Below are 21,586 nucleotides of genomic sequence, written 5' to 3'. Positions count from 1 at the left end.
CTTGCGGAGTCTCTTATGTGTTTGCGTACCCCTTTTGCAATGACCGCCCTGGCAGCGGGCTTGTTAAGCGCCGCCCAGGTAAACGCGGATAGCGTCGATCTGACCATGTACTACCCGGTCGCGGTGGGCGGTGCACTCACCGACGTTGTTGATAATCTGGTGGAAGAGTTTGAGAGCGAATACCCCGATATCAATGTGGAAGCGATCTACGCCGGTAACTACGACGACACCCGCGTGCGCGCCATGTCGGCGATGGAAGCGGGTGATACACCGCAGCTGTCGGTCATGTTCTCCATCGATCTATACGAGCTGATTGAGCAGAATGCCATCGTCGCTTTTGACGACCTGATCGAAACCGATGAAGAGCGCGAATGGCTCGATGGCTTCTACCCAGGGCTGATGGAAAATGGCCAACTGGACGGTAAAACCTACGGCATCCCCTTCCAGCGCTCCACAATCGTACTGTTCTGGAACAAAGACGCCTTTGAAGCCGCTGGCCTAGACCCCGAAACACCCCCGGAAAACTGGGAAGAGATGGCCGAGATGGCGGCGACTGTGCGCGAAGCCTCCAACGGCGAGCAGTGGGGCGTGATGGTGCCGTCGACTGGCTACCCCTACTGGATGTTCCAAGCCTTCGCCTTTCAGAACGGCCATCGGTTAATGAGCGAAGATGGCACCGAGGTCTACTTTGACGATCCCGCAGCGGTTGAAGCGCTGGAGTACTGGGTATCACTGGCCACCGAGCACAATGCCATGCCTGACGGCACCATTGAGTGGGGCACCCTGCGCCAGAACTTCCTGGAAGAGTCCACGGCAATGATGTGGCACACCACGGGCAACCTGACCGCCGTACGCAGCGAAGCCAATTTTGATTTTGGCGTCGCCATGCTGCCGATGAAAACCCAGCGCGGCAGCCCTACCGGCGGCGGCAACTTCTACATTTTTGAAGATGCCACTGAAGAAGAGCAGCGCGCGGCGATGACCTTTATTCGCTGGATGACCGCTCCCGAGAGAGCCGCTGCCTGGTCGATTGAAACCGGCTATATGGGCGTTAGCCCCGCCGCCTACGAAACCGACGCGCTGCAAAGCTATGTGAAAGAGTTCCCACCCGCCGCGGTTGCCCGCGACCAGCTTGAACATGGCACGGCGGAGCTTTCCACCTACCAGGGTGGCCGTATTCGCCGCGCCTTGGATAACGCCGTGCAGGCGGCACTCACCGGTCAAATGACGCCGCAAGAAGCGCTTAGCCAGGCGCAGCAGGAAGCCGACAGCGTGTTGCGCCGCTACGCCCGCTAATCGTTAGCCATTTGACTGTTCGCCGGGGCATGCCCCGGCTTTTCCAACGTGCGGTACGTCTCTATGTCATTCACTAACCACCGCAAAATGCAGCTCTATGGCGCGCTTCTGCTGCTGCCCGCTGCGGTACTGCTGACGACGTTTGCTTATTTACCAACCGTGACAACGGTCATTAACAGCCTTTTTTTACCCGGCTTTCGCGGTGCTCCCACTGAATTCGTAGGCCTTGAAAATTATCAGGTGTTGTTCGATGACCCGACGTTTTGGAAAGTAGCCCGTAACAACTTAATCTACGCCGTCGGTACGATTCCTACGTCTATCGCGCTGGCCTTGGGTATGGCGCTGTTCGTCAATGGCAAGCTTCGCGGGCGAGGCTTTGTGCGCATGGCTTACTTTACGCCGACGATTCTACCCATGATCGCCGCGGCCAATATCTGGATGTTTTTCTACGCGCCGCAGATTGGCCTATTCAATAAACTGCTCGGCATGTTGGGCTTTTCCGGGGTGAACTGGCTGGGCGATCCAAGCGTTGCGTTAAGCTCGGTGATCGTGATGTCGGTGTGGAAAGAAGCCGGCTTTTTTATGATTTTCTACCTGGCGGCGCTACAGAGCATGCCACCCGAGTTGAAAGAGGCGGCTGACTTAGAAGGCACTAGCCGCTGGAGCTTCTTTTGGCGTGTCACCTTTCCGCTACTCATGCCCACCACGCTGTTTGTGCTGATCAATGCGCTGATTAACTCGGTGCGGGTCGTGGATCACTTATTTATCTTGACCAAGGGCGGGCCCAACAACGCCACCAACCTGCTGCTTTATTACGTCTACGAGAATGCGTTCTCGTTCTTTGACCGCACCACGGCAGCCACCATTACGGTGGTTATTCTGCTGGTGCTCGCGGTAGTGGCCACGCTTAAGTTCACGATTTTAGATCGCAGGACGCACTATCAATGAAGTCGACTACTACCTATGCGCCCCGCTCCCGTTTCGTCTCAATTCCAGCACTGGAAACAGTGGCCGCGTGGCTACTGGCGATTATTTGGATTTTTCCGCTGCTGTATGCCTTTTGGGCCGCCTTTCACCCCAGCGAGTTTATGGTGAACTTTGAGTTCTTCGCCCCGCTGACGCTGGAGAACTTCACTAACGCCTGGTCTCAAGCACCCTTTGCCCGCTACTACTTGAACACCTTTGCGCTGGTAACAGGGGTGGTGATCGGTCAGTTTGTGGTCTGTACCCTGGCAGCGTTTGCCTTTGCACGCTTCCCGATTCCAGGCAAAAACGTTCTGTTTATGCTGGTGCTGATTCAGCTCTTTGTGTTCCCCGAAGTGCTGATTGTCGAGAACTACCGCATCGCCAGTGAGCTGGGGCTGATCAACACCATCACCGGGATTGGCTTACCTTACGTGGCCAGCGCCTTGGGTATTTTTCTGCTCCGCCAAACCTTTAAAACTATCCCCCGAGAGTTGGAAGACGCCGCACGCATCGAAGGCTGCAACTGGCTGGAAATTTTGTGGAAGGTGTACGTACCGCTCGCCAAGCCCACCTACCTTGCTTACGGGCTGGTCTCAATTAGCCACCACTGGAACAACTTTATCTGGCCGCTAGTGGTGACCAACTCGGTAGAGAGTCGCCCGTTAACGGTAGGCTTAGGGGTATTTTCCGCGCCCGAAACCGGCGTTAACTGGGCCACCGTCAGTGCCGCGACGCTACTTAGCATCGCCCCTCTGTTAGTGGCTTTCCTGCTTTTCCAGCGCCAGTTCGTTCAGTCGTTTCTGCGTGCGGGGATTCGCTAGGCAAAATTCCTTGAGTTTTCGTGCGACAATTCTCTCTCAAGCACGAGACAAGGAGAGCATTGATGCACGGCGACCCTCACCCGGCAGCCCTCAAGGTACTGCAGGAAGTATTTGGCTACGACAGCTTTCGCGGTCCGCAGCAGGCTATCATTGAGCATGTGATCGCCGGAGGCGATGCGCTGGTGCTAATGCCCACCGGTGGAGGCAAGTCGCTGTGCTATCAAATCCCTGCACTGCTGCGCGAAGGCACCGCGATTGTGGTCTCGCCGCTGATTGCGCTGATGCAGGATCAAGTGGCGGCACTTCAGCAGAACGGGGTCAGGGCGGCTTATCTCAACTCCAGTCTCGATTATCACGAGGCGGTCGAGGTGGAGAACCGCTTGCGGGGAGGCGAGCTGGACCTTTTATATATCGCGCCCGAGCGGCTGGCCACGCCGCGTATGCAAATGCTGCTGGAGCAGACCCGAATTGCGCTGTTCGCCATTGATGAGGCCCACTGCGTCTCCCAGTGGGGCCACGATTTTCGCCCCGAGTATCGCCAGCTCTCCCAGCTTCATCAGCGCTTTCCCCAGGTGCCCCGCATCGCCCTCACTGCCACTGCCGATGTGCCCACCCGGGGCGATATCATGGAGCATCTGCAGCTCCAGGAGGCGGCGCTTTACAACAGCGGCTTTGACCGCCCCAACATTCGCTACCATATCGCCGAGAATCAGGGCAACGCCAAGGAACAGCTGCTGCGCTTTATTCGCGAGCACCACGACGGCGAGGCGGGTATCGTCTACTGCCTCTCCCGGCGCAAGGTGGAGGAGACCGCCGCCTGGCTGGAGCGCCAGGGGCTGACGGCACTGCCCTACCACGCGGGGCTTCCCCCCGAGCAGCGCCAGCACCACCAGACCCGCTTCCTGCGTGAAGATGGCGTGGTCGTCGTGGCCACCATCGCCTTCGGTATGGGCATCGACAAGCCGGACGTGCGCTTTGTGGCCCACCTCAACCTGCCCAAGAGTATCGAAGCCTACTACCAGGAGACCGGCCGCGCCGGGCGCGACGGCCTGCCCGCCGATGCCTGGATGGCCTATGGACTTCAGGACGTGATCACGCTGCGCCAGATGCAGCAGGACTCCAGCGCCGCCGACCATCAAAAGCGCATCGAACAGCAGAAGCTCGACGCCATGCTGGGGCTGTGTGAGATCATCAGTTGCCGCCGCCAGGCGCTGTTGCACTACTTTTGCGATCATCTGGACGCACCCTGCGGCAACTGCGACAACTGCCTGACCCCACCCGAGACCTGGGAGGCCACCGTGGCGGCGCAAAAGGCGCTCTCCTGTGTCTACCGCACCGAACAGCGCTTCGGCGTGACTTACCTAGTGGATGTGCTACTAGGCAAAAGCAACGAACGTATCACCCGCTTTGGCCACGACCGCCTCAGCACCTTCGGCATTGGTAAAGAGCTCGCGGCCAGCGAATGGAAAGCGCTCTTTCGCCAGCTGATTGCCAGCGGCTTTTTAAGCGTGGATATGGAGGGCCACGGCGGCATCAAGCTCACTGCCAATGCCAAGCCGGTGCTGCGCGGCGAGCAGAGCCTCACTCTGCGCAAGCCAAGCAACAAACCCAGCAAAGCCAAAACCGCTCGACGGAGAAGCAAAGGCGACTCTGCCCCGCAGGGCCACGGCCCGCTGTGGGAAGCCCTGCGACAGCACCGCCGGGAACTGGCCGAAGCCCAGGGCGTACCAGCCTATGTGATTTTTCACGACGCCACCCTGGCCGAACTGGTCGAGCAGAAACCCCAAAACCTAGCGGCACTAGGCGCGATCTCCGGCATCGGCGCACGCAAGCTGGCGGATTACGGCGAGGGCTTTCTGGACATCATTTTGGCGCATCAGGAAACCGAGTAAAACAGTTAAGCCCGCGTAATCGCGCCATGGAGTCCACCGACCTGCTTTTCCAGCGCCCGCTTGTGTAGTCATTTTTACGAACCGGACTTCATTAAGCTCAAATGGCCAATATTTTCAAAAATCGCTCACTTGGCGTAATCTATACATAAGTGAGGAGGAAAATAGATGGCTATTCAGCACAAAACCGCCGACAAGCGCCGCGAAATGGGGGCCGCTGCGATGCGCACCTACCCCAACATTTCACACGCATGGGGTTTGAAAGAGAACGAAGCCGCTCTGCTACTCGGGGTGCCTGATTCCACCTATCGGCGTTGGAAGCAAGCACCAGAAAGTGCCCGCCTGGATGCCAATCATCTGGAGCGGATGTCGTTGATTCTCGGCATCTACAAAGCACTGCATATACTGTTGCCCAATAAAGAAGCGGCTAACAGTTGGTTGCAGCGAGCCAACCGTAACCCTCTTTTTGCTGGCCACACACCAATGGAGCGTCTGTTAAATGGACAAGTCTCCGACCTTTACGTTGTTCGCCAGCATTTGGATGCCGCGCGTGGTGGGGGGCATGCGTGACATTCCCGTTGAGCAACGTTACGTGGCGGCCCAGTTACCGCGTTATTCCCTCGCGTTTCCCTCCCATTGATTTATTCGAAGGCGTCAACAGCAACGCTGATGACTGGGACTTACTCAACGAGCTGGAGGGTGAAACCTCCGCAAGGCTACGTGAGGAAGCGGGAGCTATTCACTTGGTTCGTGATGACGACCGTCGCTACGGCCCCGGCTGGACGCCCGTCATGGCGGCCTTCTGCCACTTCCCCGCGACCGGTTCGCGTTTTAGCGATGGCACCTTTGGCGCCTACTACTGCACACTCACCGAAGCCACCGCCATTGCCGAAACCGTTTACCACGCAGAGCGCTTTATGGGGGAGTCAAACGAACCGCCCATGATGCTTCAGCAGCGTGTTTATCTGTCGGATTTAACGGGCCAACTAATTGATTTACGCCGACAGGATGCGGCCCAAACGCTTCTCAGACCGGATAGCTGGGCAGCTGGGCAGCTGGGCAAACCTTGGGGAGAAAAGCCTGGGAGGAACACACGGACGGCATCGTTTACCCTAGCGTTCGAGACCCTGAAGGCGAGTGTGCCGCTGTGCTACGGCCGCCCGTGCTCTCCGCCACAATGCAAGGACGGCATCTTGGCTATGACTGGGATGGTCAGCATATCCGCCATGTCTATGAGCTAACGCTATTGGGCTAGCGATTAACTTTCGCTCCTAATTTTCGCCGCGCCCCAGGCAGTGTTCGCCGCGTGCTATCGCGGCGGCATCAAATACGCCGGTATCCAACACCCAAGCCGTCACGAGCTTGGCGGGAGTGACGTCAAAGGCGGGATTCCATACCGGTGCATTATCGGGTGCCCAGATAACCTCGCCAAAGGCACCAGTGACACCGCGGATCTCAGCGGGGTCGCGCTGTTCAATAGGAATGTCCGCACCAGTAGCACAAGCGGGATCAACCGTAGTGTAGGGAGCCACCACATAGAACGGCACCTGGTGGTAGTGAGCGATCACCGCCAGCATGTAAGTACCCACTTTATTGGCAAAGTCGCCGTTGGCGCAGATACGGTCGGCGCCCACCATCACTTTATCCACTTTGCCCGCCGCCATCAGGCTGGCGGCCATGCTATCGGCAATCAACTGATACGGAATGCCCAGGTCGGCCATTTCCCAGGCGGTTAAACGGCCGCCTTGTAATAACGGGCGGGTTTCATCCACAAACACATGCAGCTCTACACCGCGCTGCTTGGCCACTGCCAGCGCACCAATGGCCGTACCCACCCCGGCGGTGGCCAGGGCGCCAGTGTTGCAGTGGGTCAGCACACGGTCACCCGTTTTCAGCAAGTCAGCACCCCGCTCAGCCATGCGTTGGCATAGCGCGCGGTCTTCTGAAAACAGCTCAGCGGCACGTTCGGCCAGGGCGTTGGCGCCTTGCTCAAAGCAGGCTTCCATGGCATCCAGGCAGTACATTAAGTTAACTGCAGTGGGACGCGTGGCGCGTAAGCGATCACTTACCAACTGCCAATCATTTTGTGGATGGCGAGCGGCGTATTGGGCCAGCACGAAAGCGGCGCTCAAACCAATCAGTGGCGCGCCGCGAATCGCTAGGGTTTTCACCGCATGCTGCCACTCTTCTGGCGAGTCACAGCGCACCCACTGCTCCGCCTGGGGCAGTTGGGTTTGATCCAAATACTCAAGGTGGTCGGCATAGATCCGCAAACTGCGTGATTGAAGATGAGGCATCGATGGACTCCTTGAGCACTTGATCGGAACAGCTACACGGCTTATCAGCCGCGAAGCTTATCATATAGAATGGCTGCCACTAGAAGAGGCGACGCAGATCCTATGATGACGCTACAAACTGAACTGCTGGACGCCATTTCATGGGCGGCGCAGCAAGGCTGGACTCCAGCCACCGGCGGTAATTTTTCCGCCCGTACCGAGGCTGGCTATCTTGTCACCGCCTCTGGGCGGGATAAAACCCGCATTCAGGCCGATGACCTCTTGCTCTGCAACCTGGATGGCAAGGTGCTATCAGGTGATGGTAAGCCGAGCGCAGAAAGCGACTTGCATGCAGCTCTTTATCGCTATGAACCGAAGATTGCTTGTGTACTGCACGTGCATACGGTAGCCAGCACCGTACTGTCGCGGCGCTTTCCGGAAGGGATCGAATTGAGCGGCTTTGAAATGCAAAAAGCGCTGACAGGCAATGTGACCCACGAAGCTACTATTCGATTACCGGTCATACCTAACGAACAGGATATGGTGGAGCTAGCCAGGCATGTGCGCCTCGGCTGGCCGATGCCCTGGGGCTTTTTGGTCGCAGGGCACGGCATTTATGCCGTGGGCGATAGTATTGCCAGCTGTCGCCGCCACCTGGAAGCGATTGAGTTTTTACTTGCCTGTGTTCTTGAAGAGAGTCGCTGGTCTTAAATGAGTAGCCTTAAATGAGTAATTCAACTGTTCACGCCATTGTGACCGATATTGAAGGCACCACCACGGACATTAACTTCGTCCATAAGGTGCTTTTTCCCTACGCCCACGCCAAGTTGCCCGACTTTCTACGTGCGAATGCAGACACACCTGCAGTTGCCGAGCAAATTGATGCCGTACGCAGCGAAATGGGCTCCCCTAACGCCCCACTTGAGGCAGTGATCGACCAGTTGCTGCACTGGATCGAGACTGACCAAAAAGTTACTCCGCTGAAAGCACTGCAAGGTATGGTGTGGGCCGATGGCTACCAGCGCGGCGACTTTAAAGGCCATCTCTATAGCGATGTAGCCCCTGCCCTGCGCCAGTGGAAAGACTCGGGCAAGGCGCTGTACGTCTACTCGTCCGGCTCGGTGCAGGCGCAGAAGCTGCTGTTTGGCTATAGCGATGCGGGCGATCTAACCCCGCTATTTAGCGGCTACTTTGATACCCATATTGGCCATAAACGTGAGGCTGCCGCTTACCATCGCATTGTCGCCGAGCTTGACCTGCCGCCGGCAGCGGTGCTGTTCTTGTCTGACGTGGTCGAAGAACTGGATGCCGCCAAACAGGCAGGCATGCAAACCCTGCAGTTGGTGCGTGAAGGCACCCAGCCTGGCAACACCCATGCCTGCGTTACTCGCTTTGATGAAATTGCGCTTTAGGAGAACCGACGATGTCGCAACTGAAAGTATTTGCTGATCAGAACCCGAACGATGCCCTGATCAACACCACCGACGGCGAGCAGATTAGCGCTGAGCTAAACAAGGTGGGCGTGCTGTTTGAGCGGTGGGCAGCGCCGGGCGAAATTGCCGACGACGCCACCCAGGAAGATATTTTGGCGCTTTATCAAGACGACATCGACCGCGTCAAAGCCATAGGCGGCTATCAAACCGTTGATGTGTTGCATATGGTACCCACGCACCCAGACAAAGACGCCATACGGCAGAAGTTCCTAAACGAGCACCGCCACCATGAAGATGAAGTGCGTTTCTTCGTCAAAGGACAAGGGCTATTTTGTCTGCACATCGATGACAAGGTGTATCAGGTGCTGTGCACCCGCAATGACCTGATCAGCGTACCCGCCAACACGCCCCATTGGTTCGATATGGGCCCAGCGCCAGAATTCACTGCGCTGCGCTTCTTCGATAATGTGGAAGGCTGGGTGCCCCACTGGACCGAAAGCGATATCGCCGGGAAGTTTGATCGCCTGGATCAGTTGTAAATGGTGAGGAGTGAGGGGTAAATCGTAAGGTGAAAGGTGGGAAGCAGCTGTAGCGCGGCGTAAGCGCCAGCGCACCCGCGAAGCAACGCGCGAGCGTTGCCGAAGATGACACCCAGGCCGGATGAAGCCCGGTGGCATCATCCAGGCGGCTGGCGCCGCCGTCGCGGGTGCCTCATACGCTCGTTCCTCGCGAGATTCGTTACGCCGCGCTACGGGGCAGGCGTTTACAACACCTCTTGCTGGTTATACGCCCTGGCTAAATCCGCCAGCGCGGTAAGGTCACTATAGGCTTCCGGCTCCATAATCAGCGTTTGACCCATCAGCACATTGCGCGCTTCAAGTTTGGCGCGCAGCGCGGTGTCTTCAATCTCTTCGAAATCGGCGTTGTGGGCCAGCGATAAAACACGGCGGTGCATTTCGATGCCGCAGTAGGCCAGCGCATCCAGGCGAATCTCTTCCAGTAGCGCATCACAAGCATCGTCGGCGCTATTGCCCTGCTCTTCAAACAGCGATTTGGGAAATAGAATGCCCGTCCGCTCGGTTTGCCACAGGTGGCGGAACTCGGCATCAAAGTGGCTAAAGCACGCCTCGATCACATCAAGGATCCAAGCCTGATACTCATCAAGCTCACCTTCGTGACGGTGAGCGGGCTGGCTGAAGTAGGCCATCAGGAAGTTGGCCACCGCCATACCCAGGTCAAAAGCCATCGGCCCGTACTGGGAAAACTCGGGGTCAATGACCCGCACGTCGGTATCAGTGGCCATAATCGAGCCGGAGTGCAAATCACCGTGTAGCATGGTTTCGGTGTTCGCGGTGAACTTCATCAACAGCTGCTGTACTCTGGCCTTTAAACGCGCGTTGCGGCGCAATTCGTCCACCACCGGTGAAAGCTCCGGGGTGTGGTGATTCATTTCAGCGCCGTAATAAGGATCGGTAAATACCAGTGATTCGGTGATGGCAGGAATCGCTACATTGCCGGAAAACAGCCCCACGTCCGTCTTTTTCTCTGGGCTACTCAGCGAAAGCTCTGAGCCACGAAACGCCGTGCGGGCGCAAAACTTGCCGATGGTTTCGCCAAGTCGAGCGACTCGCTCACCGTTGATCAACTTACGGCGCAAGATAGTGTGGGGGTGCAGATACTCCATCACAAACAGCGCCTGGGGCTTGTCGAAGTAGTAGACTTCAGGGGCAATGCCCGGTGCACGCTTGGCCTGACGCACCAAGGCGTAGTACTCAAAGTGGGCACGATAGACCGGCAACGGCCAACTCTCGCCGACCATACGTACATAGGGAAGCGCCTGCTTAACCACTACACTGCCCGCGTCACCGGAGACGATAAACACTAGGTTGAGGTTGCCGTCACCCACCTCGCGAATGTCCCAGCTCGCGGGTTCTTCGCCCACGCGTCTAACCACCGCCTCAACATCACCAAGCCGCTGGGATAGAGTGTCAACGCTTAGCGCGCGGTAATGTTGATCAATCTCCACAGTTCTCTCCTCACAAACGTTTACGTGTTTGGCTAGCCGCCAGTTAGCCCGTTAATCTCCGCGACTAGGCTGATACGCTTAAGCCATCAATAGCATTATCGCCAGATGATGAATCAATCGCACTAGCCACCCATACACGGTTGCGGCCTTGCCGCTTGGCTTCATAAAGCGCGTCATCTGCCTGGGATAATAGTTCGGCTGGGGCAAGGCTAACTTTCGGGTAGAGTACTGCAACGCCAACGCTAACGGTAACAACGCTTTGCGCCGAGACACCGTGATTAGGAATTTCCAAGGCCTCCACGTTGCACCGAATGCGCTCGGCCGCCGGTTTTGCCGCCTCAGGCGATGCATTGGCTATTAGCACTACAAACTCTTCACCGCCAAAACGCACCACTAAATCGGCATCACGGCTATTGGCCTGCATGGCAGTAGCGACTTGGCGCAAGCACTCGTCACCCTGAGGATGCCCATAGTAGTCGTTGTAAGCTTTGAAATGGTCGATATCGATCACCATCAGCCCTAAACAAAGGCCTTTATCGGTAGCCTCCTGCCAGCGCACAGGAAAAACCGTATCGAACTGGCGCCGGTTGGCAAGATTGGTTAAAGGATCAGTCACCGACATGCGCGACAGTTCCTGGTTATCTTTTAAGTAATAGCCAGCGCGGAGCTTTTCTTTCAATACATGCAAGTAGGAGGTTCGCTCGCTCTGCTCGAAACGATAGTTGGCCACTAACGTAAACAGCGTCTGAGCGATAATAGTAAATATTGCTAGCCGCTTCGCCTCTGGCGGCATGGGGTCATAAGATAGAACAAAAAGCAGTATTATAAATATACAAATGGCAGATGAGACGCAGGCATAGTTAAACCGCAGTGAGTAAACAATATTACCCACCAGCAAAATAAGGCCGAAAGAGAAAACATCCAGGTAAGAGTAAGGAACGGTGGATTCCACCAAAATCAAACATGAAATCACCGTAGCAACGATCACCGTACTCGCCATTAACGTTTCACGTTGGGCTGGAGACACGCCACGGTAAACCCACCACAGAATTGGCATACCAAAAGGCAGCATTACCCCCACCCTTAACGCCAGCGCGGTGGTGAAAGTATCCGGTCGAAAGCTGTGGTCGTTGATCAAAAACAAGCAGTAGATGATCGCCGATATCAACCCTGCCATGACCATGCTACGGCTACGTTGGCGCTGAGTATCTTCTTCAAACCTTGCTTCCACTTCATCAGCAAAACGTAACCGCCAAGGCCCTCTACGCAACTCATCTTCCACCGCTGTCAGCAGCGTGTCATTGATCATTACTCGCCCTCAATGCCTCACCCGGTTACTTGTGGCTTTCATGTATCATCAATGAACATCAGAAGCCTAATACTACCTTTGAGTACGACGATAGTGTGCCACAATAGCGTTTAGTTAAAATGAATATTGGTACACATGTTAAACGAAACTCATCCCAATTTTCATTAATTGAACATTCAACCAGGAGACTAATGATGCAGCGCCAACAGGATCCGGTGACTAACGACTGGACTTTCATCATTGGGCATCGCGAACTCGTTGTGCACCAACGCTATGAGGTGCTTAGCATGATCAACGACTTTATGCTGGGCATTTGGTTTACGATCGGCAGTGTCTGCTTTTTTTACCAGGGTGCGGTTCAAACTGTCGGCGTGTGGCTGTTTGTGATAGGTAGCATCCAACTGCTGATTCGCCCAGCGATTCGCCTTCACCGCTATGTCTATTTTAAGCAGTTGCCGGACACCGACCAGGACGCTTAGACACAAGCCCGTTCAACGCAGTTGGCTATCTTTACTACCACGACGGTTGTAGCCACTATAGGCCGACTGCTTTTTGTCCAATTCACCCTGACACACCACACACAGTCTAACGCCCGGAATCGCTTTACGGCGCGGTTCAGGAATGGGATTGCCACACTCTTCGCAAACCTCAAGACTTTCGCCGCGGGGCAACTGGCTACGCGCACGCTGCACCGCATCCTCTAGCGTGCTTTCCATCTGCTCTTGTTCGGCGCCATCTTTTGCCCATCCACCTGCCATAATCGCACTCCTCGCTTCGGCACTAGCAATCTATCAGCATAGCAGTAACGAGAAGCGTGCACCGTTAGCCCAAAAACCGAACGCCTTGGGCAGCCAAGGGGCTGCGTAGTTTGTCTGGCAGCGGTACATCGGTCACTACGGCATCATAATCACCCAGTTGACCCGCGGCGCAGCGTAGTGGCAGGTCGAACTTGGTTTTATCCAGCACTAACACGCGATAACCGGCATGGGCCAACAGCGCCTCACGGGCCATCACTTCGTCGTCGTTGTAGTCATAAAGCTGGCCATGGCTATCCATTCCCCCCACCGACACAATCCCCACATCGGCACGGTAGCGTTGAAAAAAGCGCCAGGCATCGCCGCCAATCACATCCTGGTCGCGACGACGCACTCGCCCACCGGCTACTACTAACTCACACTTCAACTGGCACAGCTTAATCAGCGCATGCAGGTTATTGGTCATGATATGCAGGCCTTGCTTATCACTCAGCGCATCGGCCAACTGCTCAACCGTGGTGCCCGTGCCTAAGAACAGTGCTTGATGATCCTGTACCAAGCTCGCTGCCCGCGCCGCGATCTGCCGTTTACCCGCCACGTTAACGATCTGACGCTGGTCGTAGCCGATATTTTCCTGCTCGGGAAACGGCAGCACCTCCCCTTGGCGGCGCAGCACCAGGCCTTTATCGGCTAGGTGGCGAATATCCCCACGCAGGGTTTGCACAGAAACCCCAAACTCGCCTGCCAGGCTGTCTACCGACTGGCGCCCTTGTGAGTGGATTCGCTGTAACAGCTGTTGTCGACGTTCGAACTGGCGCATAACCCCTCTCGGCACAACGAAAGCAAAAAGTGCAGCAAACGAAAGCCACAAAATGTTGAACGAAAGCATAGTGTCACTTTGTTGTAAGCAGATGACAGTAGCTTAGGTGGGGTTCACTCACTGGAGGTTTACCCATGTTGAAGCGCCCCCTGTTATCTATTCCGACATCTGCCCTTACTACTGCCATCGCGGTAGCCAGCTTTTCCCTTTCGGCTCAGGTAGCGGCGAACGAAACGCTAACGCTCTACACCAGCCAGCCCAATAGCGATGCACAGCAAACCGTTGACGCCTTTGAAGCAGCCTATCCCGATATTGAAGTGGAGTGGGTACGCGACGGTACCACGCGCTTGATGACTCGGCTGCGCTCGGAGCTTTCGGCCGGGGTGAGCAACCCTGACGTGCTGCTGATTGCCGACAGCATGACCATGGAATCACTTAAGCAAGAGGGCCATTTACAGCCTTACCTAAGCGATGAGCGCCAGGCCTATGACGCCGACCTGTATGACCCAGAAGGCTACTACTACGGCACCAAGCTGATCACCACCGGGATTGTCTATAACACCGGCGCCGAGCATCAGCCGCAGAGCTGGCAAGACCTGCTGGGGCCTGACTACGAAGGGTTGGTCACCATGCCTAGTCCGCTTTACTCCGGCGCGGCACTGATACATATGGCGGCGATCACTGCCAACCCTGACCTTGGCATGGCGTATTACGAAGCGCTTCATGAAAACCGCACCGAAGCCCAGGGCGGCAATGGCGGCGTATTTAACGCCGTGGCCGCGGGCACCAAGCCCTACGGCATCGTGGTGGATTTCCTGCCAATTCGTGAAGCAGCCAAAGGCTCGCCGGTCGAATTCGTGTTCCCGGAAGAGGGCGTAAGCGCGGTGACCGAGCCGGTCGCCATTATGCAAGGTGCAGAGAATGTCGAGGCCGCGCAAAAGTTTGTTGATTTTGTGCTCTCCCAGCAGGGCCAGGAGCTGGTCAGCCAGCAGGGCTACTTGCCTGCTCACAACGACGTTACCCCACCGGAAGGCTTCCCCGAGCGCAATAGCATTACCCTGATGCCGGTTGATACCGAGCAGGCATTGGCGCAGGAAGAAGAACTCAAACAGCGTTTTAGCGACCTCTTCGGCGGGTAATCATGACGCCCGCTCTCAACTATGACAATAAGTACGGCAGCGACAACAAGTACGGCAGCCAGCACCGCTGGCTGCTTTCAAGCCTGCTGATCGCCATTGTACTGCTGAGCCTGGCACCCAGCCTGCGTCTGCTGATGGAGGCGTTGAGCGATCTTGCTCAGGGCCGCCAGTCACCGCTGTGGCAGGTTCTCAGCAGTGCCAGCACTTGGCGAGCACTCTGGCATAGCCTGTATACCTCGGGGCTCGGCATGCTGATCGCTCTGGTGCTGGGCAGTCTATTCGCCTTTGCCATCACGCTCACCAATGTGCGCGGAAAATCGTGGCTGGTGTTCTGCTTTATGCTGCCAATGATGATTCCGCCCCAGGTTACCGCCTTGAGCTGGCTGCAGCTCTTTGGTCCGGCCAGCCCGCTACTGAAAAGCATAGGCTTGGCGCCCCCACTGGGCAGCCCGCAGCCGCTCTACTCCGCTGAAGGAATCGCTTTACTGCTGGGCATCCAGAGCGCCCCGCTGGTGTTTCTGGCCCTGCGCACCAGCCTGCTTTCGCTGCCTCGGGAGCTTATTGAAGCTGCTCGCATTAGCGGCGCCAAACAAACCCAAGTGTGGGGTCATATTATTCTACCCGTGACCCGTAGCGGCTTGATCGCCGGGGGCGCGATGGCGTTTATCTCAAGTCTCGGCAACTTCGGCATCCCCGCCATGCTGGGTATTCCCGCAGGCTATTACGTGCTGCCCACGCTGATCTACCAGCGTATGGCCAACTTTGGCACCGGGGTGTTGGCAGAAATGGCTGCGCTCTCCTTGCTGATTGGTTTACTGGCACTGGCCGGGGTGGCGTTGCAGCAGCAATTGATGAATCGCAGCCGCTTCGGGCTGGGCGGCCATAGTGGGCGCTCCCATGATTTCACCCTGGGAAGCTGGCGCTCGCTGGTGACCGCCACGCTCGTCGGGATCTTACTGATTATTCTGGTCGCGCCGCTGCTTGCCCTGATCATCAGCTCGCTGGTACCCGCCATGGGCGTGCCATTAAACGCCGAGACCGCCACCCTGAACGCTTACGCCGAAGTGGTGGGTCGCCAAGGCGCCACATGGCGAGCGGTGAACAACAGTCTGTGGCTGGCGGGCAGCGCGGCTGTGGTTCTGATGCTGCTTAGTCTGCCATTGGCTTACCGGCTACAGCGCCTGCCGGAACGTTGGCGGGGTGTGGTACTCAGTGCCATTGAGATTCCCTATGCGCTTCCCGGCGTGGTATTGGCCATTGCCTGCATCCTGCTCTTTGTTCGCCCGCTGCCGATTATCAATGTGGCGCTCTACGGCACCCTGGGGCTGATTTTTATCGCTTACCTGGCGCGCTTTCTGGTGGTCTGCGTTAAGCCCGTCGCCGCCAGCCTGGCGCAGCTGGATCCTTCCCTTGAAGAGGCGGCACAGCTCGCGGGTGCAGGCCCCTGGCGGCGCCTGGGCAGCATTATTTTACCCCTGGTCGCACCCGCGCTGTTTGCAGGCGGCCTGCTGGTGTTTCTGCTGGCGGTCAACGAACTGACCGTGTCAGCCCTGCTATGGAGCGCCGGTAACGAAACCCTCGGCGTGCTGATTTTCAACCTCGACGAAGGCGGCGAAAGCGTGCTGGCCTCTGCGGTGTCAGTGCTGGTGGTGATCATGGTCGCCTCGCTGATGCTGACACTCAGTTTACTGGCGCCGCGTTTACCCAAAGGAGTCATTCCATGGCAGAGCTAGACACATCAGGGTTAAACACAGCAGGGCTAACGATCGACCGTGTCACCAAGCGCTTTGGCGAGCAGACGGCAGTTGATGCGCTGTCGCTGACGATCAATCCAGGCGAGTTTGTCGCTCTGCTCGGCCCCAGTGGCTGTGGCAAAACCACCATGCTACGCATGCTGGCAGGCTTTGAAACGATCAACGATGGTACGATTCAATTAGCCAATCGCACCCTGGCCAGCGCCGATACCCATGTGCCGCCTGAACAGCGCAATATGGCCATGGTGTTCCAATCCTATGCGCTATGGCCGCATATGAGCGTGGCTGACAACGTCGGCTACCCGGTCAAGCTACGCGGCCTGCGCGGGGCAGCGTACCACCACAGGGTGCAGCAGGCCCTGGCCCTGGTGGAGCTCGATGCCTACGCCGATCGCATGCCCCAGGCCCTCAGTGGAGGCCAGCGCCAACGCGTCGCTCTCGCGCGCTGCCTGGTCAGCGACCCTTCGGTGGTGCTGCTGGATGAGCCGCTGGCCAACCTTGACCGGCACCTGCGCGCCACCATGGAGCACAGCTTCCGCGATTTTCATCAGCGCACTGGCGCCACGCTGGTCTATGTCACCCACGACCAAACCGAAGCCATGGCGCTGGCAGACAAAATCGCCGTGATGAAAGCGGGCAAGCTGGTTCAATGGGGCGCCCCTGAAACCCTTTACAGGCAGCCGAGAACCGCCTGGGTAGCAGGCTTTATCGGCCAGGGCAGCCAATTAAAGGTCGCCGCCGGTCACCCTGGAAAGCGCCTTGAGAGCGCGGCCCTAATGCGCGGGCTCAACGCCATCGAGCCCGAGCGCACCCAAACGGTACTGGTTCGCCCGGAACATATTCAGATCAGCGCAGCCCCCCTTTCCACCGCGACTCCCACTCATAACCAGCTTGCCGCACAGGTGGAAAGCGTGATTTTCCGCGGCGAGCGCTATGAGCTCGCACTGCGCCTGCCCAGCGGGGAAACACTGCTGGCCTACCACCACACCGCGCCTGACCTGGGTAGCCAGGTTGTCGTCGACCTTCAGCAGGGTTGGTGCCTGGAGCCCGACCAATGAGTGTCAATATCGAGATTCTCAGTGGTTTAGGCGCCAAAGGGCCTGCTGCGATAGTGGTAGAAGCCCAGGGAAAACGCCTACTGCTAGATGCAGGCGGTGCACTCCACTCGGATGACACCATTACTTGGACGAACAACCTGGATGTGGATGCCGTACTGATCAGCCATGACCATATCGACCATATCGGCGGCGTGGCCGAGCTAGCGGAGAACGTGCCACTTTATTGCACACCACTGGTAGCCAATGCCTTGCCTCACAACCGCCCCTGGCACCCACTGCCCGAACGCGGCACGCTAGAGGTGGAAGGCATCATTGTTACCACCGGCCAAGCGGGGCACTCGCTAGGCGGTGTGTGGCTACATTTAGCGGTAGGGGGCGGTGTTTACTATAGCGGCGACGCCTGTTTTGAGTCGCGACTGTTTCCTTTTGATACTCCGCCGAAAGCGGTTATTGCGCTACTGGATGCCTCCTACGGCAGCTACGACCAACCCCAAGCACATTGTGTACAGGCCATTAGTGAGCATCTTTATCAGCCGCTGGCATTTCCGGTGCCGGAAACCGGCCGCGCTCTGGAGATGGCACTCTGGCTGGCGAAAGAGGCTGACCGGCGGCAGTTAACGCTCGCCATCGACCCGGTGATTCGCGACAACCTGGCCGCGCTCTTGGCACTGCCTGCAACACTGCGTCGGCCTGGGCTCGACCACTCGATTCGCTCACTTTTAGCGCGGCAGAACGCTTACTCGCCAACCCTTATGTTGATGTGCGATCGCAGTGATACGCCGGAACAGTGGCCCGACCACCACCTGCTCCACACCGGTTATCTGACCCCTGATCGCCGCGCCGAGCTAGCGGCAGACCAAATCAGCTGGCAGCGCTGGAATGTTCACCTACGCGCGTCGCACCTGGTGGCGCTTGCCGATCAGTTGGGCGCCACTCAAGTGGTGCCGCTATTTACCCAGCTGGCCAATAACGAATTGAATGCCTGGCATGGACTACTAGGCGAGCGCCTCTGCACTGCCCAGCGTTTATCTGCTCATTCACGTCTAGTCACCCTTTCCAGCTTAGGGAGTTTTGCATGACCGCAGTAATTGTTGATGTTGACGGCACCTTAGCCGAGTTTCACCCCCACCAGGTCAGTGACTGGGTGCTGGGCAGCCAAAAACAGTGGGAGCCCTTCTTTGCCCATATGGCCGAAGCGCCGGTGATCGAAGCGGTGGCCAAGCTGGTCAAGATACTGAAAGCCCAAGGCCAGCAGATCGTGATTTGTAGCGGTCGCCCCGACAGCCATCGTGAGCATACCCAACGCTGGCTAGAGCGCCACACTATCCCCTTTGATGCCATGTACCTGCGCCCTGAGGGCGATGACCATGTAGATGATGAAGAAGTAAAAGCCGCGCTACTCAATCAAATGCGCAGCGACGGCTTTACGCCTTGGCTGGTGCTGGATGACCGTGATGCCGTGGTCGCCCAGTGGCGCGCGCTCGGGCTTACTTGCCTGCAGTGCGCGCCGGGGGATTTTTAAGCGTTTGCCAGCTTGGTTCGGTGCTGCCACACCAGCACCGCCAAGGGCACCAGCGAGATAGGGATCAACACTAGGTTAAGTGTCGCCCAGCCTAAGCCGCTGACCAAGGGCCCAGCGAGCAACGCAGTAATCGCAGCGGTGCCAAAGACTAAAAACTCGTTGGCGGCCTGGGTGCGCGCTTTATCCACCGGGCGGTAGCTCTCAGTGAGCAGCCCGGTAGCGGGCAGAAAGGTAAAATTCCAGCCCAAGCCCAGCAAAATCAGCGCCACGTTGAAACCGGCTAAACCGATACCCAACTGAGCGACCAAGGCACTTGCCACCAGCAGCAGGCAGCCTGCCACAATGACTTGTTTGGCACCGAAGCGGGTGACCAAATGGCCAGTAAAGAACGAGGGTAAAAACATCGCTACCACGTGCCACTGAATGGTCATTGAAACATGGTTAAAGTGGTGTCCAGCCCCCGCCATGGCGAGCGGCGTGGCGGTCATAGCCAGATTCATCACGCCGTATCCGACCATCGCCGCGCTCACCGCCACAATAAATCCAGGCTGGCGGAGTATCTTACCCAGCGGCAGTGCATTGCCTTCGCCGTGGGTGCGGGAAGCAGGCGGTAGTTGCGTCAGCATCAGCACCACTAACGCCAGTGCGTAGAGCGCTGCCAAGCCCACAAAGCTGCCCAGAAACGGCACCTCACCCAGCTCACGGCTCACCCTGGCCAGCCATGGCCCGGCAAACGCGGCTAACACACCGCCACCCATCACCAAACCAATCGCCCGGTCACGCATCGGCGTGGGGGCGGCTTCCACCGCGGCAAAGCGATAGAGCTGGCCAAAGCCAATGCCGATTCCGATTAGCCAGGTCGACAGCAAGAACAGCCCAAAGCGCTCGCCAATCAGCGCCTGCACGGCAACCAGTGCGCCCACCAATCCCAAAATATTGCCCAGTATAAAGCCGCGCTTTCGGCCCAGTCTGGCCATAATTAACGAGGCGGGAATGGTGGCACACATCAGCCCCAGCCACTGGGTGGCGACCGGCGCGGTCGACCATGACGCACTTGGCGCCAAAGACGCCCCAATCAGCGGCGAGACGGCAATCAGCAAAACATTACCGGTAACCAGTAGCGCCTGGCAGAGCGACAATAGGGTGACGGTTAAAGGCATGAAACTCTCTCCTGAATAGAATCATCTGTATGGGTAGACGCAAAACGCTGGCGATATACCGAGGGTGATACGCCGTAGTAGCGCTGAAACTGGCGGCGCAGTTGCTCCGCGCCGCCCAGCCGCCAGCGTTGTGCCAGGCGCTCGAGGGATACGTTTTCGCGCCCGTTGAGCAGCGCCAAGCGCGCTTGCTCGAGGCGTAGTTGGGTTAGATAAGCAGCGGGGGTGGTATTTAAGTAGCGCCTAAATAACCGGGTTAAATGGCGCGGGGAGACCGCCATCAGATCGGCCATGCTCTCAAGCCCGTGATCTACGCTGGGGTCGGCGTGGAGCTGATCCAGCAGGCGGCGGAGCGGCCCCGCCTCTTGTTGGTGTCGCAGTATCTCGCTGAACTGCGACTGCCCACCAGGGCGCTGCAAAAACACCACTAGCTCACGGGCCACTCGACCGGCCAGATCAGCACCGTGATCGGCTTCTACCAGCGAAAGCGCCAAATCAATCCCCGCCGTTACACCGGCGCTGGTGTAGCGGCCGTTACTTTCGATATAGAGTGCATCGGGCTCGACGCTTAGTGCGGGGTACTCATCTGCCAGTTGAGGTGCATGGCGCCAATGAGTGGTGACGCGGCAGCCATCCAGCAACCCTGCAGCGGCTAACAAAAATGCCCCGGAGCAGATAGAGCCGAGCCTCCTCACCTCTGGGGCGACCTCACAAAGCACCCGCGTTACTGCGGCTATTTCACGCTGCTGCATCACGCCACTGCCGCCCGCCACCAACAGCGTATCCAGGGGCAGTAAATGAGTATGTTGATGGTAGGTGTGCGTAGCATGTACGGCTAGGCCGCCGTTGGTGACAACCGGGCCGACGGCATCGGCGACCAGGGTCAACTGATACAACGGCTGGGGGCTTAGCGCATTGGCGCTGGCGAACACCTGCCAGGGGCCGCTGACATCCAGCAGTTGGCAGTCGGGGTAGGCAAATAGAGCAACATGGCGAGTCACAGTCTCTCTCCGCTAACGGGGAATCGAAGCATTAGAGAGAGTGTCAGCGCTGCACCCAATGTCGGCAAGGACTATTACCCCACCGATATGGACATCTTTATAAAAGTCTATAAAAGCTGACGGATCCCCACGAACTCTGTGCTGTTCATCGCATAACGCCTGCTATCAGGCCTCTTCACTAAGACATGCTTGAAGAAAACTCCAAGATAGTCAGGGCACAGCGCCGGCCAGGTGACGTATTCAATAGCCCCAACCTTATAACTCAAAGGTTAACTAACAAGCTAACTATTCACCAACCTGAAAGTCCAAAGCCAAAAATCAATAACTTAATACCATGCAGATAAAATCCCATACCGAAAAAATA

The 21,586-nt window shown here is 57.4% G+C and carries 22 protein-coding genes and 1 pseudogene; 16 read left to right on the top strand and 7 right to left on the bottom strand.

All coding sequences use genetic code 11. The annotated features are described in order from the left end of the window. The first annotated feature begins 15 nt into the window (after window positions 1-15). The 7 genes and pseudogenes from E0L35_RS01220 to E0L35_RS26810 all read left to right on the top strand — a co-directional run bounded on the left by E0L35_RS01220 (window position 16) and on the right by E0L35_RS26810 (window position 6,227). Window positions 16-1,296, top strand: a complete 1,281-nt coding sequence (locus E0L35_RS01220) for an ABC transporter substrate-binding protein (RefSeq protein ID WP_138799371.1) — start codon at window positions 16-18, stop codon at window positions 1,294-1,296. A gap of 63 nt (window positions 1,297-1,359) precedes the next feature. Further along, on the top strand, window positions 1,360-2,244 hold the full coding sequence (locus E0L35_RS01215; RefSeq protein WP_138799370.1) for a sugar ABC transporter permease: 885 nt from the start codon (window positions 1,360-1,362) through the stop codon (window positions 2,242-2,244). Beyond that, window positions 2,241-3,083, top strand: coding sequence for a carbohydrate ABC transporter permease (locus tag E0L35_RS01210; protein WP_138799369.1), 843 nt, complete (start codon window positions 2,241-2,243; stop codon window positions 3,081-3,083). The genes E0L35_RS01215 and E0L35_RS01210 overlap by 4 nt, the downstream gene beginning before the upstream one ends. Before the next feature lie 62 nt (window positions 3,084-3,145). Next, complete coding sequence (gene recQ / locus E0L35_RS01205; protein ID WP_138799368.1) at window positions 3,146-4,975, top strand: DNA helicase RecQ; 1,830 nt, start codon at window positions 3,146-3,148, stop codon at window positions 4,973-4,975. A 165-nt stretch (window positions 4,976-5,140) separates the two neighbouring features. After that, the gene (locus E0L35_RS01200; protein ID WP_138799367.1) at window positions 5,141-5,542 is read left to right on the top strand and encodes an MbcA/ParS/Xre antitoxin family protein; all 402 of its coding nucleotides are present in this window, start codon (window positions 5,141-5,143) and stop codon (window positions 5,540-5,542) included. Window positions 5,543-5,763: 221 nt separating this feature from the next. Further along, window positions 5,764-5,961, top strand: a pseudogene (locus tag E0L35_RS26815) (RES family NAD+ phosphorylase); the annotation flags it as partial. Window positions 5,962-6,038: 77 nt separating this feature from the next. Continuing rightward, window positions 6,039-6,227 (top strand): RES family NAD+ phosphorylase, encoded by a 189-nt coding sequence (locus tag E0L35_RS26810; protein ID WP_283241524.1) that lies wholly within the window; start codon window positions 6,039-6,041, stop codon window positions 6,225-6,227. A 16-nt stretch (window positions 6,228-6,243) separates the two neighbouring features. On the opposite strand, the gene mtnA is transcribed toward E0L35_RS26810, so the two are convergent. After that, complete coding sequence (mtnA, locus tag E0L35_RS01190) at window positions 6,244-7,269, bottom strand: S-methyl-5-thioribose-1-phosphate isomerase (protein WP_138799366.1); 1,026 nt, start codon at window positions 7,267-7,269, stop codon at window positions 6,244-6,246. A 102-nt stretch (window positions 7,270-7,371) separates the two neighbouring features. On the opposite strand from mtnA, the gene mtnB reads away from it, so the two are divergent. From mtnB to E0L35_RS01175, 3 genes are read left to right on the top strand one after another with little or no spacing between them, the layout of a single operon-like run. Beyond that, on the top strand, window positions 7,372-7,959 hold the full coding sequence (gene mtnB, locus E0L35_RS01185; protein ID WP_138799365.1) for a methylthioribulose 1-phosphate dehydratase: 588 nt from the start codon (window positions 7,372-7,374) through the stop codon (window positions 7,957-7,959). 14 nt (window positions 7,960-7,973) lie between these two features. Then, complete coding sequence (gene mtnC, locus E0L35_RS01180; protein ID WP_138799364.1) at window positions 7,974-8,660, top strand: acireductone synthase; 687 nt, start codon at window positions 7,974-7,976, stop codon at window positions 8,658-8,660. A gap of 11 nt (window positions 8,661-8,671) precedes the next feature. Continuing rightward, window positions 8,672-9,220 (top strand): cupin, encoded by a 549-nt coding sequence (locus tag E0L35_RS01175; protein WP_138799363.1) that lies wholly within the window; start codon window positions 8,672-8,674, stop codon window positions 9,218-9,220. 224 nt (window positions 9,221-9,444) lie between these two features. Here the strand turns inward: E0L35_RS01175 and mtnK are convergent, their stop codons facing one another. Beyond that, window positions 9,445-10,707, bottom strand: coding sequence for an S-methyl-5-thioribose kinase (gene mtnK / locus E0L35_RS01170; protein ID WP_138799362.1), 1,263 nt, complete (start codon window positions 10,705-10,707; stop codon window positions 9,445-9,447). A 64-nt stretch (window positions 10,708-10,771) separates the two neighbouring features. After that, complete coding sequence (locus E0L35_RS01165) at window positions 10,772-12,016, bottom strand: diguanylate cyclase (protein WP_022521875.1); 1,245 nt, start codon at window positions 12,014-12,016, stop codon at window positions 10,772-10,774. A gap of 194 nt (window positions 12,017-12,210) precedes the next feature. On the opposite strand from E0L35_RS01165, the gene E0L35_RS01160 reads away from it, so the two are divergent. Continuing rightward, complete coding sequence (locus E0L35_RS01160) at window positions 12,211-12,495, top strand: YrhK family protein (protein ID WP_022521874.1); 285 nt, start codon at window positions 12,211-12,213, stop codon at window positions 12,493-12,495. Window positions 12,496-12,507: 12 nt separating this feature from the next. Here E0L35_RS01160 and E0L35_RS01155 read toward each other — a convergent pair whose 3' ends face one another. After that, on the bottom strand, window positions 12,508-12,774 hold the full coding sequence (locus E0L35_RS01155) for a DksA/TraR family C4-type zinc finger protein (protein ID WP_022521873.1): 267 nt from the start codon (window positions 12,772-12,774) through the stop codon (window positions 12,508-12,510). Window positions 12,775-12,838: 64 nt separating this feature from the next. Continuing rightward, entirely contained in the window at window positions 12,839-13,591 is a 753-nt protein-coding gene (locus E0L35_RS01150; protein ID WP_035538847.1) for a DeoR/GlpR family DNA-binding transcription regulator, read from the bottom strand. A 134-nt stretch (window positions 13,592-13,725) separates the two neighbouring features. On the opposite strand from E0L35_RS01150, the gene E0L35_RS01145 reads away from it, so the two are divergent. The 5 genes from E0L35_RS01145 to E0L35_RS01125 are packed head-to-tail and all read left to right on the top strand — an operon-like array spanning window position 13,726 to window position 19,064. Beyond that, window positions 13,726-14,730 carry an ABC transporter substrate-binding protein gene (locus tag E0L35_RS01145; protein ID WP_138799361.1) on the top strand — a complete coding sequence of 335 codons (1,005 nt, stop codon included), beginning with the start codon at window positions 13,726-13,728 and terminating at the stop codon, window positions 14,728-14,730. 2 nt (window positions 14,731-14,732) lie between these two features. Further along, window positions 14,733-16,463 (top strand): iron ABC transporter permease, encoded by a 1,731-nt coding sequence (locus tag E0L35_RS01140; RefSeq protein WP_138799360.1) that lies wholly within the window; start codon window positions 14,733-14,735, stop codon window positions 16,461-16,463. Then, window positions 16,451-17,542: an ABC transporter ATP-binding protein gene (locus E0L35_RS01135; RefSeq protein WP_138799359.1), complete on the top strand. Its 1,092-nt coding sequence runs from the start codon at window positions 16,451-16,453 to the stop codon at window positions 17,540-17,542. Before E0L35_RS01140 ends, E0L35_RS01135 begins: the two co-directional genes overlap by 13 nt. After that, a complete protein-coding gene (locus tag E0L35_RS01130; RefSeq protein WP_138799358.1) occupies window positions 17,539-18,621 on the top strand; it encodes an MBL fold metallo-hydrolase in 1,083 nt (360 codons plus the stop codon). Before E0L35_RS01135 ends, E0L35_RS01130 begins: the two co-directional genes overlap by 4 nt. Continuing rightward, a complete protein-coding gene (locus E0L35_RS01125; protein ID WP_022521867.1) occupies window positions 18,618-19,064 on the top strand; it encodes an HAD family acid phosphatase in 447 nt (148 codons plus the stop codon). The genes E0L35_RS01130 and E0L35_RS01125 overlap by 4 nt, the downstream gene beginning before the upstream one ends. Here E0L35_RS01125 and E0L35_RS01120 read toward each other — a convergent pair. Together E0L35_RS01120 and E0L35_RS01115 are read right to left on the bottom strand one after the other, a co-directional pair. Further along, window positions 19,061-20,224, bottom strand: coding sequence for an MFS transporter (locus tag E0L35_RS01120; protein ID WP_138799357.1), 1,164 nt, complete (start codon window positions 20,222-20,224; stop codon window positions 19,061-19,063). The genes E0L35_RS01125 and E0L35_RS01120 overlap by 4 nt on opposite strands. Beyond that, window positions 20,215-21,222 carry a helix-turn-helix domain-containing protein gene (locus tag E0L35_RS01115; protein ID WP_138799356.1) on the bottom strand — a complete coding sequence of 336 codons (1,008 nt, stop codon included), beginning with the start codon at window positions 21,220-21,222 and terminating at the stop codon, window positions 20,215-20,217. Before E0L35_RS01115 ends, E0L35_RS01120 begins: the two co-directional genes overlap by 10 nt. Window positions 21,223-21,586 lie beyond the last annotated feature (364 nt).

The organism is Halomonas sp. ATBC28, assembly GCF_005937175.1.
Classification (GTDB): domain Bacteria; phylum Pseudomonadota; class Gammaproteobacteria; order Pseudomonadales; family Halomonadaceae; genus Vreelandella; species Vreelandella titanicae.
This window is presented reverse-complemented; position numbering and strand designations above follow the sequence as displayed.